This is a genomic window from uncultured Sphaerotilus sp. (genome assembly GCF_963924895.1).
GTDB lineage: Bacteria > Pseudomonadota > Gammaproteobacteria > Burkholderiales > Burkholderiaceae_C > Sphaerotilus.
The window spans coordinates 1-15856 of record NZ_CAWURG010000052.1 but is presented as its reverse complement, the minus strand read 5'-3'; the positions used below and the strand labels follow the sequence as shown (position 1 = coordinate 15856).

The window sequence follows — 15856 nt, the reverse complement described above, 5'->3', positions numbered from 1 at the left end:
TTTTTACCGGTTTGGAACACGCACAACACGCTCACAAGATCCTCCAGCAGATCGCGGCCGAACTGAAGGTCCGCCCCGCCCAGGTCAAGGCGGCGATCGACCTGCTGGACAGCGGCGCTACGGTGCCCTTCATCGCCCGCTACCGCAAGGAAGTCACCGACGGGCTGGACGACATCCAGTTGCGCGAACTCGAAAGCCGGCTCGGCTACCTGCGCGAGCTGGAGGACCGGCGCGAGGCCGTCCTCAAGAGCATCGACGAGCAGGGCAAGCTGACGCCCGCGCTGCGCAGCGCCATCGAGGCCGCGCCGACCAAGCAGGAGCTGGAAGACCTCTACCTGCCGTACAAGGTCAAGCGGCGCACCAAGGGCTTGATCGCCCGCGAGGCCGGGCTGGAGCCGCTGGCCGACAAGCTGTTCGCCGATCCGTCGCTTGACCCGAAGGCCGAAGCCGCCGCGTTCCTCAACCCCGAGGCCGGTTTTGCCGACGCGCTGGCGGTGATGGACGGCGTGCGCGACCTGCTGAGCGAGCGCTGGGCCGAGGACGCCGTGCTGGTCAAGCAGTTGCGCGAGTGGCTGTGGGCGGAAGGGTTGTTCAAGTCCAAACGCATGGACGGCAAGGACGAACACCACCCGGACGTCTCCAAGTTCCGCGACTACTTCGACTACGACGAGCCGATCAGCCGCGTGCCCTCGCACCGGGCGCTGGCGGTGTTCCGCGGTCGTGGCCTCGACATGCTGGACGTGAAGCTCGCGCTGGCGGAGGAGCCGCAGCCGGGCCAGCCGTCGCTCGCCGAAGGCAAGATCGCCATCCACCTCGGCTGGAGCCACGCCAAGCGCCCGAGCGACGACCTGATCCGCAAGACGATCGCCTGGACGTGGAAGGTCAAGCTCAGCCTGAGCCTGGAGCGCGACCTGTTCACCCGCCTGCGCGAGAGCGCCGAGGGCGTGGCGATCAAGGTGTTCAGCGAGAACCTGCGCGACCTGCTGCTGGCGGCACCTGCGGGCAAGCGCGTCGTGATGGGGCTGGACCCCGGCATCCGCACCGGCGTGAAGGTGGCGGTGGTGAGCGACACGGGCAAGGTGCTGGACACGTCCACCGTCTACCCGCACGAGCCGCGCCGCGACTGGGAAGGTTCTCTCCACACGCTGGCCAAGCTCTGCGCGGCCCACGGTGTGAACCTCATCGCCATCGGCAACGGCACCGCCAGCCGCGAGACCGACAAGCTCGCCGCCGACCTGATCAAGCGCCTGCAGCAGCTCGCGCCCGACCGCCAGATCGACAAGGTCGTGGTGTCCGAGGCGGGCGCTTCCGTCTACTCGGCGTCGGAGTTCGCGTCGAAGGAACTGCCGGATCTGGACGTGAGCCTGCGCGGCGCGGTGTCGATCGCGCGGCGCTTGCAGGATCCGCTGGCCGAACTGGTCAAGATCGACCCGAAGAGCATCGGCGTCGGCCAGTACCAGCACGACGTGAACCAGAGCGAACTCGCGCGCACGCTGGTCACCGTGGTCGAGGACTGCGTGAACGCGGTCGGCGTGGACCTGAACACCGCGTCGGCGCCGCTGCTGTCGCGCGTGTCGGGGCTGAGCGCGTCGGTGGCGGCGAGCATCGTGCGCTGGCGGGATGCGAACGGCGCGTTTCGCACCCGCAAGCAGTTGCTGGATGTGACCGGCCTCGGCCCGAAAACCTTCGAGCAGGCGGCCGGTTTCCTGCGCATCCGCGGCGGCGATAACCCGCTCGATGTCACCGGCGTCCACCCGGAAACCTACCCGGTGGTCGAGCAGATGATCGCGAAGACCGGGCGGCCGATTGCCGAGCTGATGGGCCGCAGCGACGTGCTGAAGGCGCTGAAGCCCGAGCTGTTCGCCAACGAGAAGTTCGGCGCCATCACGGTCCAGGACATCCTCGTCGAGCTGGAAAAGCCGGGGCGCGATCCGCGGCCGGACTTCAAGGTCGCGCGCTTCAACGACGGCGTCGAGGACATCAAGGACCTCGTCGAAGGCATGGTCCTCGAAGGCACGGTGAGCAACGTCGCGCAGTTCGGCGCCTTCGTTGATCTGGGCGTGCATCAGGACGGGCTGGTCCACGTCAGCCAGTTGAGCAACAAGTTCGTCACCGATGCCCGCGAGATCGTCAAGACCGGCGACATCGTCAAGGTGCGCGTGGTGGAGGTCGATCTGGCGCGCAAGCGGATCGCGCTGACGATGAAGCTGGACGCGCCGGTGCAGGCGAAGGGCGCGGCCAAGGCGGACAACAGCTTCCGGCCGGCGGGTCGCGGGGAACAGCGTCCCGCACGCGGCGCACCGGCTTCTGCACCGGCCGGTGGCAGTGCGATGGCGGCAGCATTTGCCAAGCTGAAGGGTGGGCGTTGAAGCCCGCAGATTCGGACAAAATGCACACACCGCCATGTCGGCGTGCAAGGAGATCCACGATGACCAAGACCCCCGTTCGCACCCTGCTGGCCCTGTCGGCCGCTGTTCTGGCGCTGTCTGGCTGTTCTTCCATGAAGGACGGCATGGGCGCGATGAAGGACGGCATGGGCTCCATGCATGACCGCATGATGGGCGACGGCCCCAGTGCCTCGGCCAAGCTCGCAGCCACCACGGGCAACGCGGCCAGCGGCACCGTCACCTTCAAGCAGCATGGCGACCACGTGATGGTGCACGCCCGCCTCAGCGGCCTGAAGCCGTTCGGTGAACACGGTTTCCATGTCCACGACAAGGGCGACTGCAGCAGCGGCGACGGCATGGGCACCGGCGGCCACTTCAATCCGAACGGCAAGCCGCACGGCGCGCAGGACGCCGACCACCACGCCGGTGACATGCCGTCGCTGAAGGCCGACGTCGAGGGCAAGGCCGAGGCCCGCTTCCACCTGACCGGCGTAACGCTGGGGGATGGCGGCCCGACCGATCTGGCGGGTCGCGGGCTGATCGTCCATGCGGGTCCGGATGACTTCAAGACCCAGCCGACCGGCAACTCGGGCGCGCGCATCGCTTGCGGCGTCATCGAGGCCACCAAGCGCTGACGCACCAAGGACGCTGACCGGATGCGCAGTCTGCAGATTCTCGCGGGCCCCCGCGCCCGCGCGCATCTGGCTGCGCACGGGCTGCGTCCGGCCGATGTGCGGGCCGTGGCGGCGGCGGCGGGTGGCCCGAAGGGGCTGGTGCTGACGCCGATCGACCGCTTCCTGTTCGGCCACTGGCTGCGCGGGGACGGTCTGCCCGTGCATCTGGTCGGCGCCAGCATCGGCGCGTGGCGCATGGCGTGTGCCGCGCTGCCGGACCCGGACGCCGCGCTGGCGCAACTGGCCAGCGACTACATCGCCGAAAGCTACGCACCGCCCCGCGGCGAGCGGCAGTCGGCGCGCAACATCAGCCGGCGTTTTGCCGAGCTGCTGGACGCGCAGATCGCCGGGCAGCAGGCGCAGGTGCTGGCGCATCCGCGGTTCCGGCTCCACGTCGTGACCAGCCGGGGCCGGCACATCCTGCGCCGCGAGCGGCGTTTGACGACCGCGCCGGGCTACCTGGGCGCCTTCCTCAGCAACGCGGTCAGCCGGCGGTTGCTGGGCGGCTGGCTGGAGCGGGTGGTGTTTTCCGATGCCCGCGAGGCGCTGCCGCTGTCGCTGGACGACCTGCCCACCCGCCATGTGGCGCTGACGACCGACAACCTGCTGCCGAGCATCCTCGGGTCGGGCTCGATCCCGTTCTGGCTCGACGCCGTGCACGACATTCCTGGCGCGCCGCGCGGCGCCTACTGGGACGGCGGCATCACCGACTACCACCTGCACTGGCCCTGGCGCGAGATCGCGGCCACGCCCGACTCCGGCGGGCTGGTGCTCTATCCCCACTTCCAGCCGCGGCTGGTGCCGGGCTGGCTCGACAAGGGCCTGCGCCGCCGGCACCGCCCGACGCCGTGGCTCGACAACCTGATCGTGTTGGCTCCGACGCCGGCATGGATCGCCACACTGCCGCGCGGCAAGATCCCCGACCGCGGTGACTTCAAGTCCTGGGGCGAGGACCACGCCGGGCGCATGCAAGCCTGGACCCGCGCGGTCGCCGAGAGCCAGCGTCTGGCGGACGAATTCGCGCAGTGGCTGCAGGATGGCTGCCCGCTCGACCCGGTCATCCCCCTGGAGAACACCTGATGGGCGTCCATCGACTCACGCCAGCGATGCGCGATCTGCTGCACCGCATCCGCAAGTTGAATCGTCCGCCGATGCACACGCTCGGCGCGGTCGAGGCACGGCGGCTTTACGAATTGGCCGCAGAGGTGCTGGAGCCACCGCGCGCGCCTTTGCCGCGTGTCGAGACGATGGCATTGCCGGTCGGCCCGGGCATCGAGCGCCCCGCACGGCTCTATGCACCACCGCCCGGCGACGCCGGCGTGTTGCCGGTGCTGCTGTACCTGCACGGCGGCGGGTTCACGGTCGGCAGCCTGGAGACGCACGACAGCCTGTGTCGCCAGCTTGCGCTGCGCAGCGGTGTGGCCGTGGTGGCACTCGACTACCGGCTGGCGCCGGAGCACCGGTTTCCTGCCGCGGTCGAGGATTGCTGGGGGGCCTTGCAGTGGCTGGCCAACCACGGGGACGTACTCGGACTCGATGGCGCCCGGATGGCCGTCGGTGGCGACAGCGCCGGTGGCACGCTGGCAGCGGTGATCGCCTTGATGGCCCGCGATGCAGCCCTGCCGCTCGCCCTGCAAGTGCTCATCACGCCCGGCACCACGGCACACGCCGATACCGCATCGCACGCTCGCTATGCCGAGGGGTTCCTGCTGGAAAAAGCGGGCATCGACTGGTTCTTCGACCAGTACATCGACCACGCCCACCGCACCGACTGGCGTTTCGCACCGCTGCTGGCGGACGACCACGCCGGGCTCGCGCCGGCCTGGATCGGGTTGGCTGAATGTGATCCGCTGGTCGACGAGGGTGTGGCCTACGCCGATGCGCTGCGCATGGCGGGTGTGCCGGTCGAGCTGGAGCTGTACAAGGGCGTGACCCACGACTTCATCAAGCTGGGTCGGGTGATTCCCGAAGCGGCACTGGCGCAGCAGGCGATCGCCGATGCATTGCGCGCGGCGCTGTATCCTTAAGGTCGGCTGAGATTCCGGTGAAACCTACAAGGATCAGGACATGGCTCTGCGCCGCAATTACCGTTTTTCACACCGGCTCCGGGTGCGCTGGTCCGAGGTCGATCTGCAGCAGATCGTCTTCAACGGGCACTACCTGAACTACTTCGACACCGCGGTCTCGGAGTACTGGCGTGCATTGGCCTTGCCCTACCAGGCGACGATGGCGCGGCTGGGTGGCGACCTCTATGTGCGCAAGGCCACGCTCGACTACCTGGGCAGTGCTCGCTACGACGACCTGATCGACGTGGCGATCCACTGCGAGCACATCGGCAACACCTCGCTGCGCCTGCGCTGCGCGGTGTTCCGCGCCGAGAAGCTGCTGGTGACGGGCGAGCTGGTCTATGTGTTCGCGGACCCCGCCACGCAATCCAGCCGGCCGATACCCGCCGAGCTGCGCGAGATGTTGCTGGATTTCGAGGCCGGCGCGGAGATGCTGGACGTGCAGGTCGGCCACTGGGACGAACTGGGCGTGTCGGCGCAGGACGTGCGCGCGGAGGTGTTCGTGCGGGAGCAGGGCATCCCGCTCGACCTGGAACTCGACGAGGCCGACCACAGCGCCGTGCACGCCCTGGCGCTCAACCGGATGGGCATGCCGCTGGCGACCGGGCGGCTGCTTCATCACGCACCCGGCGTCGCGCGGCTCGGCCGCATGGCGGTGATCGCGCCGATGCGGGGCAGCTCGGTCGGGCGGCGGGTGCTGGAGGCGCTGCTGGACGCGGCGGCTGCGCGGGGCGATCACTCGGTGGTGCTGCATGCGCAGCTGTCGGCGGCGAATTTCTACCGGCGCTTCGGCTTCGTCGAACACGGGCCGCACTTCGAGGAAGCCGGCATCGGGCACGTCGAGATGGTGCGTGCGCTCAGCCCTTCGGCGCCCGCGGCCGTGCCGGCTTGAGCAGGCTGCGCACCCGTGGCTGGATGACGCGGGGCGAGGTGCCGACGGCGTCGATGCCGCTGTCGTGCTCGTCCAGCGCCATGTCGGACACCGGCGAGGCCACGCTGCCCAGCGACACGCGGCCGCGGTGGTCGTTGGCCAGCACCGGCTCGGTCTGGTAGCGCGGCGGCCAGTCCTTCAGCGTGGCCCGGCGCATCAGGGCCAGGCCGGGTCCGGCGGGGTAGCTGCGCTCGTAGACCTGGGTGATCAGGTGCCGGCCGATGCGCTCGGTGATGAGCACGGTGGAGCAGCGTGTGCCGTAGCGACCATCCGGCGTGCGGATGAAGGCGGGCGAGAGCACGCGCTCCAGATCGTGGGACACGCCGGTCGAAGGCAGTTCTTCGTCGCGGGCCTGCGTGGTGTCGGTCAGGGCGTTGAGCAGGGTCTGGGCGAGGGCGTCGGCGCCGGGTGCTGCGGTGGCGGTCGCCGTGGCTTGCAGGACGGCGTCGCTGAGTTGCTGCTTCAGGTGGCGGACCTTGGGCCAGGGTTCATCCAGGTACCCGTTGGAGAGTGCGAACACGCCGCTTTCCAGCCGGGTGGGTGACGCCCGCGCGCTGCTGAGCCACCAGCAGTCGCCGTGGGCAAAATCGGCGGCGATCAGGTTGAAGCCGTTGTGGCCCGTGAGCGCGGTGCGCACCCAGAAGCGGTCGGGACTGGCGGTGGTGGTCAGCCAGTCGGGGATGATGGCGCCGCGCGTGGGGGCCTGCGGGTCCATGCGCGACGGATCACGGATGTTGGTGAGCAGCCCGAGCCGGCCCGCGGCGGTCAGACCGAACCAGGTGCCTCCGGCGCTCAGGTCACGCCCGGAGAGGATTTCCGTGTCGCTGCCTGGGCGCGTCCACCAGCCCAGGCGCGCCGTGGACCGCTCGAAGAACTCGTCGCGGTTGGCGGCGAGGACCAGCGGGAAGCGGCGGCTGTGATCGAGGGCAAGGGCTGCAAGGCACATCAGAGGACACCGCGGGCAGGCAGCGAGGCAAAGACTTCGACATGCCGAGGTCCCACACGCACGCTCGGCCACGGCAACAACGTCTCACAAATATGGGCCACAGTGGACGCGTCGAGTCCCCCAGGCTGGCGATGGATTTCCATCCAGGTGAGCATTTCATCACGATTCTCCAGGCGCTGGAGCCATTGACTCTCCAGCGCCGGAAACCGCTGTCGCAGCGTCTCGTGCACGGCGGCCATTTCCGTCTGCGCCTGCGCGCTGTCCGCGCGCGGGACGCGGTAGTAGACGTACAGCTCGCCGCCGGACTCAGCCATGGTCACGCGGCTTCGGCGTCGTGCGGCAGGGCGTAGGGCAACGGCAGCACCTGGAGCAGCGGGCCGTCCGGCTGACCAAGGTGCAACTCGCCGCTGCGGGTCACGGCGATCTTCAGCTCGGCCAGTGCCAGATGGCGCGCGCCATCCACGGCGGTGCGGGCCAGTACGCCGGCGGGCTGGCTCGGGTCCTCGCTCCAGAACACTTCCTGTGCGGGCGCCATGGCGGCATCGCCCGCCAGCAGGAAGGCCCGCCGCTTCAGCTTGCCCAGATAGTGGCTGCGCGCGACGATCTCCTGGCCCGGGTAGCAGCCCTTCTTGAAATCGACACCACCGACCAGCTCGTAGTTGAGCATCTGCGGCACGAACTGGCCGGAGGTCGCGGCCACGACCGGGACCACGCCCGAACGCACTTCCAGCCGCTGCCACTGCGCCACGTCCAGCGCGGGCAGGGCGGCGAGCACGGCTTGCGCTTGCGCGGCAGGGCCGATCCACAGCCAGCGGTCGATCGTCGCGCCGCCCAGGCCGCTGTCGGGCAGGCGGACCACGGCGGCGCCGTCCCGGTCCAGCTTGTCCCAGGCGCGCGCCGGCGCGTCCGCGCCGAGCCAGGTCGCTGCCGGTGCACCGACCAGACCGAGCACCGTCAGCTCGGCGCTGGCATCCGACAGGCGGGCCTTGGCGCGCATCACGAACATCGACAGCCGCTTGAGCGTGGGCGCCAGCACGTCGGCGCTGCAGGCCAGCCAGTACTCCTCGGCACCCGCGCGGGTGTAGACGAAGCTGGCGAGCATGCGGCCCTGCGGCGTGCAGTAGGCGCCCAGGCGGGCATGCGCCAGATCGAGTCGGCTGACGTCGTTGCTGAGCTGTCCGTGGAGGAAGGTCGCTGCGTCCGCCCCGACGGCGCGAATGACGCCCCAGTCCGGCAATACGCAGGCGCCGCTGGAACGGAGTTCCGCGGATTGAGCAGGAAATGCAGTGGTGGTGTCCATCCGCTCATTATCATCAGCACCATGCACTCTTGTGACTTCACGCTCTGATGGCCTCGGGTCGTCGCTCCACCCCAGGTCGGGCCACGCTCTGGCTGGGCACTGGCCTGCTGCTGCTGGCCTCGCTGCTGGCGGGCTGCTACTGGTGGATCCAGCATCCGATGGGCGGTCCCGAAACGTCAGTGGATCTCGAGGTGGAGTCCGGCGAATCCGCCCGGCAGGTGGCACAGGCCACTGCGGACGCCGGCATGGCGGTGTCGCCTTGGATGCTCTACCAGTGGTTCCGCTGGTCCGGCCAGTCGCGGCAGATCCGCGCCGGCAGCTACGAGATCCAGCCCGGCACCTCACCGGCACAACTGCTGCGCAAGCTCGTCGACGGCGACCAGTCGCTCGCCCGCCTGCGCCTGATCGAAGGCTGGACCTTCCGCCAGGTCCGCGCGGAGCTGGCCCGCATGACGACCCTGCGGGCCGAGTCCGCGACCCTGTCCGACACGGAACTCATGGCGGCCATCGGCTCGCCCGGGCTGCTGCCGGAAGGGCGCTTCTTTCCGGATACCTACGCCTATGCCAAGGGCAGCAGCGATCTGGCCGTGCTGCGCCGTGCCCACGCCGCGATGCGCAAGCGGGTCGATGCCGCCTGGAGCCAGCGCGAGGCGGACAGCCCGCTGAAGTCCGCGGACGAGCTGCTCACACTGGCCTCCATCGTCGAGAAGGAAACCGGCCGCGCCGAGGACCGGCCGATGGTGGCCAGCGTGTTCGTCAACCGGCTGCGCGTGCGCATGCCGCTGCAGACCGATCCGACCGTGATCTACGGGCTGGGTGAACGCTTCGACGGCAACCTGCGCCGCAAGGACCTGCTGGCGGACACGCCCTACAACACCTACACCCGCGCCGGGTTGCCGCCCACGCCGATCGCGATGCCGGGACGTGATTCGCTGATGGCCGCAGTCCGGCCCGCCAGCAGCAAGGCCTTGTACTTCGTCGCGCGCGGGGATGGCACCAGCCAGTTCAGCGAGACGCTGGCCGACCATAATCGGGCGGTCGACAAATACCAGCGCAAGGCCGCACGTTGAGCGAAGTTCACCATCTCCCCAGTCCCGCCGGCTGTTTCATCACCACCGAAGGCATCGACGGTGCGGGCAAGACCACCCAGATCGACCGCATTGCCGCCCGTTGGCGGGAGGCGGGCCACGAAGTCGTGCGCACCCGCGAACCGGGCGGCACACCGCTGGCCGAAGCCCTGCGCGAGTTGCTCCTGTCGCGCGACATGGACCCGCTCACCGAAGCACTGCTGGTCTTCGCCGCCCGGCGCGACCACCTGCGCACGGTGATCGAGCCGGCGCTGGCCCGCGGCGCCGTGGTGCTGTGTGACCGCTACACGGACGCGACCTTCGCCTACCAGGGCGGTGGCCGCGGCTTTGACCTGGCCACGCTCGCCCAGCTCGAAACCTGGGTCCAAGCCGGTCGCCAGCCAGACCTGACGCTGTGGTTCGACCTGCGCCCGGAGGAAGCCGCTCGCCGACGCGCGGGTGCCCGCGCCCCTGACCGCTTCGAGGCCGAGCAGCTGGCGTTCTTCGAAGCCGTTCGTGCCGGTTACGCGCAGCGCTTCGCTCAGGCCGGCGCCCGTGTGGCGCAGCTGGACGCGGAACAGCCGCCGGAGGCCGTGGCCGCGCAGATCGATGCCGTGCTGCAGGCGCGCGGATGGTGAGCGCCGCGCTGCCCTGGCTGGAGGCTCCGCTGGCGCGCACGCTGGCCAATGCGCGGGCCCACCATGCGCTGCTGGTGCATGGTCCGGCGGGGGTCGGGCAACTGGTGTTCGCGCTGGAGCTGGCGCGGGCCTGGCTGTGTGAACACCCGGCGGCGCAGCGGGGTGGTCTGGCCTGCGGGCAGTGCCGTAGCTGCCACCTGGTCGACGAGCGCAGCCACCCGGACCTGCGCCTGATCGTGCCCGAAGCGCAGCGCGCCGAGGCCGGCCTGCCCGAGGACAGCGCCGCGACCGAGGACAGCGGCGGCGGCAGCAAGAAGACCCGCAAGCCCAGCCGCGCGATCCTGATCGACCAGATCCGCGCCGCGCTGGACTTCAGCGCGCTCACCGCCGCGCGCGGGGCGCACAAGGTCGTCATCGTCTACCCGGCCGAGGCGCTCAACCCGATCGCCGCCAATGCGCTGCTCAAGACGCTGGAGGAGCCGCCCGGGGCGATGCGCTTCGTGCTGGCCAGCGGCGATGCGCAGGCGCTGCTGCCCACCATCCGCAGCCGCTGCCAGCCCGTGGCGCTGGTGGCCCCGGCGCGCGACGAAGCGCTGGCCTGGCTGCGCGGGCAGGGCGTGACCGAGCCCGAGCCGCTGCTCGACGCCTGCGGCGGCCAGCCCCTGCGGGCGCTGGAGCTGCAGCGCGCCGGGCTGGACGCGGCGGCGTGGCGCCAGTTTCCGCAATGGATCGCCCGCGGTGACAGCGCCGCCGTGGCCAGCTGGCCGCTGCCGGTGCTGCTGGACGCGCTGCAGAAGCTCTGCCACGACCACGCGCTGGCCACGCTGGGCGCACCTGGCCGCTACTTCGCCGACCTTGGCCGACCAGCCCTGGGTGCGGGCCTGGACCGATTGACCGAAGCCGCCGCTTGGCTGCGCGCACAGACCCGCCACGCCGACCACCCCTGGAGCGCCGCACTCGCCACCGAAGCCCTGGTGCAGGGCACCCGTGCGCGGCTCATGCCCGGCCCCTGATCTCCCGACCGACCACGCCTCCATGCCATGAGCGAATCCAGTCCCACCTCCCGCACCGGTCTCTCCGGCGCCATGCCGCTGAACAGCGCGGCCGCTCCGGGCCAGCCGACCACCACCGGCGCGCCGCGGCCCAGCGTCATCCAGCTCGTCTTCAAGGAAAAGGGCGCGCTCTACGCTGCCTACATCCCGCTGTTCGCCGAGGGCGGACTGTTCGTGCCGACCAGCCGCGAATACCGGCTCGGCGACGACATCTACCTGCTGCTCACGCTGCCGGACGACCCGCAGCGCTACCCCGTGCCCGGGCGCGTGGCCTGGATCACGCCGCCGAATGCCTCGGGCGGCCGCACGCAAGGTGTGGGCGTGCGCTTCCCGGTGGACGAGAAGACGCGGATCCTGCGCGTGCGCATCGAGGAGCTGCTGGGCACCTCCATCCAGTCGTCCAAGCCGACGCAGACCATCTGAACCCGAGCGCCAAGCCCGCATGTACATCGACACCCACTGCCACCTGACCTTCCCCGAACTGCAGGCCCGCTGGCCCCAGATCCAGCTGGACATGGCCGCTGCCCAGGTGACACGCGCCATCGCCATCTGCACCACGATCGAGGAGTTCGACACCGTCCATGCGCTGGCCAGCGCGCACCCGCAGCTGTGGTGCACCGTGGGTGTCCACCCGGACAACGAGGACGTCCACGAGCCGGACGTGGCCGAACTGGTCGCACTGGGCCAGCGTGACAAGGTGGTCGCCGTGGGCGAGTGCGGGCTGGACTACTACCGCCTGGGCGAGCGCACCGTGGCCGACATGGAGTGGCAGCGCGAGCGGCTGCGCGTGCATGTGCGTGCCGCGCGGGCGCTGGGCAAGCCGCTGGTGATCCACACCCGCAGCAGCTCGGCGGACACGCTGGCCGTGCTGCGCGAGGAGGGCGCGGATGCGGTGGGCGGTGTCTTCCACTGCTTCACCGAGACCGCGGAGGTGGCGCGTGGTGCGCTGGCGATGGGTTTCCACATCTCGTTCTCGGGCATCCTGACCTTCAAGAACGCGGTGGAGCTGCGCGAGGTGGCCCGCGAGGTGCCGCTGGAGCGCTGCCTGATCGAGACCGACAGCCCCTATCTGGCGCCCGCGCCGCACCGGGGCAAGCTGAACACGCCCGCCCTGGTGCCGCTGGTGGCCGCAGAGCTGGCGCGGATCAAGGGGCTCGACGTGGAGGAGGTCGCTCGGGTGACGGGCGACAACGCGACGCGGCTGTTCGGGCTGGGTTGATTCAGAATGCCTTGGTGTTGGTCGGGCAGGCGGTGCTGGTCGAGGTGAAGGTGCTGCTGCCGGGTGCCGTGCAGTCCCGGCAGGTGCACCGCGTGTTGCGCGAGTTGAGGCCCGACCAGATGCTGGACGCGATGGTGCCGGACTGGCCTGTGGCGGTCAGCACGTAGTCGACCAGGGTGAAGCCCTGCTGGGCTGGGCCGAGAAGGCCGCGCAAACGTGCGCGAAGCCCGGGCGTGGGCCCGCTCGCGGTCGCTGCAGTCAGTGGTGCGCAGGGCAACGTCACGGCGATCAAGCCGCTGGCGACGGCGGCCAAACCGAAGCCCCCGGTAGGCGTCGTCGCACGGTCTGATGGTTCCTCTCTGCCCCAGAGGATGGTGATTACACCGATGTTCCTATGCCTGGCCGCTCACACTGGAGACGGTCGCGTGCACGTCGATTGCCGCCTGTTGACAGCGCCCGAGAGGGCCTTTTGCAGGGGTGTCACCAGGACATTTGTCACCCCTTCACGCGCCGAAAATCGCTATACATTAGAAGTTGGCTTCATGGAGTAACACATGGTCACAGCCGAACTGCATGGACTGTCCCGGCGCTTCGGCGCAGCCAGATCCGGGGTGTGGTTGACCCTGCCACGGATGCTGGTCATTTCGGTTGCCGGTCTGTCATTCGTGGCGCAGGCGACTGTCCTGAACGCGTTGCCGCACGCCCTTGACCGGGTTGAGGGTCAGGTCGAACGCCCTCAGGCGTCGCCCGAGGCGGTGGCAGCGCAGGTGTACGAAGGGCTGATCGAGTTGGGTGAAGCGGCGATGGCCGAGGGGAATCTGGCGCGGGCGCTACAGGTTTACCAGCGGGCGCTGGGGGTGGTGCAGGCGCGGTTGCTGGTTGCACCGGGGGACTCGGCCTGGTTGCGCGGACTGTCGGTGAGCCACGATCTGGTCGGGGACGTGCAACGTGCGCAAGGTGAGTTGGGCGCAGCGCTAAAGAGCTACCGGGCAGGTCTGGTGATCGCGCAGGCGTTGGCCGGGCGCGATCCGGGCAATGCCGAGTGGCAGCGGGACCTCTCGGTCAGCCTCAACAAGATCGGTGGATTGCAGAGCCTGCAGGGCGATGTGGCCGGGGCGCTGAAGAGCTTGCAGGCAGCGCTGGACATCTGCCGCGTGCTGGCCGAGCACGATCCGGACAATGCCGAATTGCAGACCGAGGCCGCGGCGGCGTTCTGGAATCTGGCCCAGCTGGACAGCCGTGTGCTGCCGAAGTCCGAGCGGCGTGCCCTGCTGGAGCGCGGCTTGCAGGCGCTGGAGGCGTTGCAGCAGCGCGGGCGGCTGGCGCCGGACAAGCGGCATTGGCCGGACGGGTTTCGGCGGGCGATGTGGCTGCTGGAGTGAGGCTGGCGGCGCTCCATGAGCGCGCCGTCGTTGTTCAACGCGTTGGTTGCGCCGGCAGGAGATTGAAGTTCACTTCGGCTTTCTTCACCCCCGCGGCCTGCCCGTTGACGTAACTTTGCGACCGGCATCGGTTCGGGAATGTCGTCTGGCCTCCGGCGGGCGAAGCACCGATCAGGAGCGCCTGATAAGTGGACGGACTGTTCTGGGCCGCCCCCTCTGGACTGGGCTTCAGCATGTCGGCGGAGTGTTGCGCGATCTTTGTGCTGACCTGCTGATTCCAGTGCAGCACATACGAGTCCTTGAAGCCCAGAACGAATGCTGGAAGGTCGCATGTACTCGTCGGCATGGTGACCATGACCAGCGGCTGATACCCAGTCCCGTCCCCGAACAGGCCCGCTCCACGCTCCCAGCTGCCTTCTTGAACGCCGGCGCAGCCAACAAGTGCCGCGACCAGGATCGACCCTGTCCATTTCCGCATGATGTCCCCCGAGGATATTTGTTCAGACCAGTCCGAACCGACTGCCTCGTATTATCTCGCGTCACGCTGGACAGGTAGAGCGTCTCGGCGGCCTGCTCGCTCAGCAAAGATGATGTCGCCATGCAGGACCGCTTTCTCTCCGACATTCTCCAGAACCGCCACAACCGCGCGATCCTTGACCGCTGGAGCGCATTGGCGCTTCCGGACGGCTGGCTGGTTGCGGGCTGCCTGTTCCAGACGGTGTGGAACCTGCAGGCAGGTCGTGACCCGGCCGCAGACATCAAGGATTACGACCTGTTCTATTTCGACGCGACGGACACCAGCGAGGCGGGTGAACGCGACCGGCAGGCGCATGTCGACGCAGTGCTGGGCGACCTGGGTGTGGTCATCGAGGTGGCCAACCAGGCGCGTGTCCACCTCTGGTACGAGTCGTATTTCGGCCAGCTGTACAGGGAGCTGCGCAGCGCGCGGGACGGCATCGACCGGTTTCTGGTGCCGGCCACTTGCGTCGGTGTTCGACCGGGCGAGTGCTACGCCCCCAACGGCCTCGCGCTGCTCTACGACGGGTTGCTGACCATGAACCCGCTGACGCCGCACCGTGATCTGTTCGAACGCAAGGCTGCGTCCTACCGTGCACGCTGGCCATGGCTGCGGATCGAGCCGGAGTTGCCGCCCGCTCGCTGATTCGGTCGCCCTCGGCCCCCGCCGTATCCCCCTTCAGCGGGACAGCGTTTTTCCGAGATCCGCGCTCCACTGCAGGGCATGCCTGCAGACGCCCAGCCCGCCGTGTACCTCCTGGCCAGCCAGCGTCTGGGCACGCTGTACATCGGCGTCACGTCGAACCTCGTGCAGCGCGTCTGGCAGCACCGGGAAGGGCTGGCGGACGGGTTCACTGCGCGGTACGGGGTGAAGCGGCTGGTCTGGTTCGAGCTGCACGAGACGATGCCGGCGGCGATCGCGCGGGAGAAGGCGCTCAAGCACTGGCGGCGGGGGTGGAAGGTGGCGTTGATCGAGGCGGGGAATCCGGGGTGGCGGGATCTGTGGGGGGAGATCAGTGGGGGGTGATACCGCCGGTCATTCCCGCGCCCACCATCCCCCCCGTCATTCCAGCGAACGCGGGAACCCACGCCGCGCACCCACGCCATGTGGGCTCAGCGGGTGGGTCCTCGCGTTCGCGAGGATGACGGTGCTACTTCCCGTCATTCCCGCGAAAGCGGGAACCCACCCCCGAGGCCACCCCGCGGCGCTCGCGGATCCTGACCCTGAGCCGCTCCGCCTCGACCCGATCCAGCCGCTCCTGCAGCGCAAGCGCGCGGGCCTCCAGCCGACTGGCGGCCTGCACCTGGCTGAGGAACTGCGCCTGGCTGCGAGCGCGCTCGTCGGCGAGGGCGCGGTCGAAGTCGGCGCGGGCGTCGCGGGCGAACTGCTCGGCGAGGAGGCGGGCCTGGCGTTCGCGGTCCATGTCGGCGCTGGCGCGGCGCTCGGCGTGGGTGACGCGCTGGGCGGCGTCGGCGAGTTCGGCGGCGTGGCGCTGGCGGGCGTCGGCGAGGGCGTCGGCGCTGGCCTGGGCGTGGAGGCCGAGGGCGTGCAGGCGCTCGGTGAGGCTGGCGTGCTGGGCGGCGTGGGCCAGGCGCTGGGCGTCGAGTTCGCTGGCGAGGGCGTCGAGGCGGGCGCGCTCGGCGGCGAGGGTGTGCTCGGCGTGGGCCTGTGCGGCCA

Annotated in this window: 18 protein-coding genes and 1 pseudogene; 14 read left to right on the top strand and 5 right to left on the bottom strand. The window is 69.6% G+C overall.

What is annotated here, in order from left to right:
* The first annotated feature begins 11 nt into the window (after positions 1 to 11).
* The 5 genes from AABN02_RS18645 (at position 12) to AABN02_RS18625 (ending at position 6019) form a co-directional block, all read left to right on the top strand.
* Positions 12 to 2369 (top strand): Tex family protein, encoded by a 2358-nt coding sequence (locus AABN02_RS18645; protein ID WP_338416412.1) that lies wholly within the window; start codon positions 12 to 14, stop codon positions 2367 to 2369.
* 143 nt (positions 2370 to 2512) lie between these two features.
* On the top strand, positions 2513 to 3022 hold the full coding sequence (locus tag AABN02_RS18640) for a superoxide dismutase family protein (RefSeq protein WP_338416478.1): 510 nt from the start codon (positions 2513 to 2515) through the stop codon (positions 3020 to 3022).
* A 21-nt stretch (positions 3023 to 3043) separates the two neighbouring features.
* Positions 3044 to 4141, top strand: a complete 1098-nt coding sequence (locus AABN02_RS18635; protein ID WP_338416411.1) for a phospholipase — start codon at positions 3044 to 3046, stop codon at positions 4139 to 4141.
* Entirely contained in the window at positions 4141 to 5088 is a 948-nt protein-coding gene (locus tag AABN02_RS18630) for an alpha/beta hydrolase (RefSeq protein ID WP_338416410.1), read from the top strand. Before AABN02_RS18635 ends, AABN02_RS18630 begins: the two co-directional genes overlap by 1 nt.
* 40 nt (positions 5089 to 5128) lie before the next feature.
* Positions 5129 to 6019, top strand: coding sequence for a YbgC/FadM family acyl-CoA thioesterase (locus AABN02_RS18625; RefSeq protein ID WP_338416409.1), 891 nt, complete (start codon positions 5129 to 5131; stop codon positions 6017 to 6019).
* Here the strand turns inward: AABN02_RS18625 and AABN02_RS18620 are convergent.
* From AABN02_RS18620 to AABN02_RS18610, 3 genes are read right to left on the bottom strand one after another with little or no spacing between them, the layout of a single operon-like run.
* Positions 5985 to 7004, bottom strand: coding sequence for an NRDE family protein (locus AABN02_RS18620; RefSeq protein ID WP_338416408.1), 1020 nt, complete (start codon positions 7002 to 7004; stop codon positions 5985 to 5987). The two genes, AABN02_RS18625 and AABN02_RS18620, sit on opposite strands and share 35 nt — an antisense overlap.
* Complete coding sequence (locus AABN02_RS18615; protein ID WP_338416407.1) at positions 7004 to 7318, bottom strand: DUF4936 family protein; 315 nt, start codon at positions 7316 to 7318, stop codon at positions 7004 to 7006. Before AABN02_RS18615 ends, AABN02_RS18620 begins: the two co-directional genes overlap by 1 nt.
* Before the next feature lie 2 nt (positions 7319 to 7320).
* A complete protein-coding gene (locus AABN02_RS18610; RefSeq protein ID WP_338416406.1) occupies positions 7321 to 8304 on the bottom strand; it encodes a folate-binding protein in 984 nt (327 codons plus the stop codon).
* 47 nt (positions 8305 to 8351) lie between these two features.
* On the opposite strand from AABN02_RS18610, the gene mltG reads away from it, so the two are divergent.
* The 7 genes from mltG (at position 8352) to AABN02_RS18575 (ending at position 13662) form a co-directional block, all read left to right on the top strand.
* A complete protein-coding gene (mltG, locus tag AABN02_RS18605) occupies positions 8352 to 9374 on the top strand; it encodes an endolytic transglycosylase MltG (protein ID WP_338416405.1) in 1023 nt (340 codons plus the stop codon).
* Positions 9371 to 10009, top strand: coding sequence for a dTMP kinase (gene tmk, locus AABN02_RS18600; RefSeq protein WP_338416404.1), 639 nt, complete (start codon positions 9371 to 9373; stop codon positions 10007 to 10009). Before mltG ends, tmk begins: the two co-directional genes overlap by 4 nt.
* Entirely contained in the window at positions 10003 to 11022 is a 1020-nt protein-coding gene (gene holB, locus AABN02_RS18595) for a DNA polymerase III subunit delta' (RefSeq protein ID WP_338416403.1), read from the top strand. Before tmk ends, holB begins: the two co-directional genes overlap by 7 nt.
* 72 nt (positions 11023 to 11094) lie before the next feature.
* Complete coding sequence (locus AABN02_RS18590) at positions 11095 to 11484, top strand: PilZ domain-containing protein (RefSeq protein WP_338416477.1); 390 nt, start codon at positions 11095 to 11097, stop codon at positions 11482 to 11484.
* A gap of 19 nt (positions 11485 to 11503) precedes the next feature.
* Entirely contained in the window at positions 11504 to 12280 is a 777-nt protein-coding gene (locus AABN02_RS18585) for a TatD family hydrolase (protein WP_338416402.1), read from the top strand.
* Positions 12281 to 12294: 14 nt separating this feature from the next.
* Positions 12295 to 12447 (top strand): hypothetical protein, encoded by a 153-nt coding sequence (locus AABN02_RS18580; RefSeq protein WP_338416401.1) that lies wholly within the window; start codon positions 12295 to 12297, stop codon positions 12445 to 12447.
* 387 nt (positions 12448 to 12834) lie between these two features.
* Entirely contained in the window at positions 12835 to 13662 is an 828-nt protein-coding gene (locus tag AABN02_RS18575; protein ID WP_338416400.1) for a hypothetical protein, read from the top strand.
* 34 nt (positions 13663 to 13696) lie between these two features.
* Here the strand turns inward: AABN02_RS18575 and AABN02_RS18570 are convergent, their stop codons facing one another.
* Positions 13697 to 14017 carry a hypothetical protein gene (locus tag AABN02_RS18570; protein ID WP_338416399.1) on the bottom strand — a complete coding sequence of 107 codons (321 nt, stop codon included), beginning with the start codon at positions 14015 to 14017 and terminating at the stop codon, positions 13697 to 13699.
* Positions 14018 to 14260: 243 nt separating this feature from the next.
* On the opposite strand from AABN02_RS18570, the gene AABN02_RS18565 reads away from it, so the two are divergent.
* Both AABN02_RS18565 and AABN02_RS18560 read left to right on the top strand, forming a co-directional pair.
* Complete coding sequence (locus AABN02_RS18565) at positions 14261 to 14824, top strand: nucleotidyltransferase family protein (protein WP_338416398.1); 564 nt, start codon at positions 14261 to 14263, stop codon at positions 14822 to 14824.
* A 78-nt stretch (positions 14825 to 14902) separates the two neighbouring features.
* Positions 14903 to 15205 (top strand): GIY-YIG nuclease family protein, encoded by a 303-nt coding sequence (locus AABN02_RS18560; protein WP_338416397.1) that lies wholly within the window; start codon positions 14903 to 14905, stop codon positions 15203 to 15205.
* A 124-nt stretch (positions 15206 to 15329) separates the two neighbouring features.
* On the opposite strand, the pseudogene AABN02_RS18555 reads toward AABN02_RS18560, so the two are convergent.
* Positions 15330 to 15856 (bottom strand): annotated as a pseudogene (locus tag AABN02_RS18555) (hypothetical protein); the annotation flags it as partial.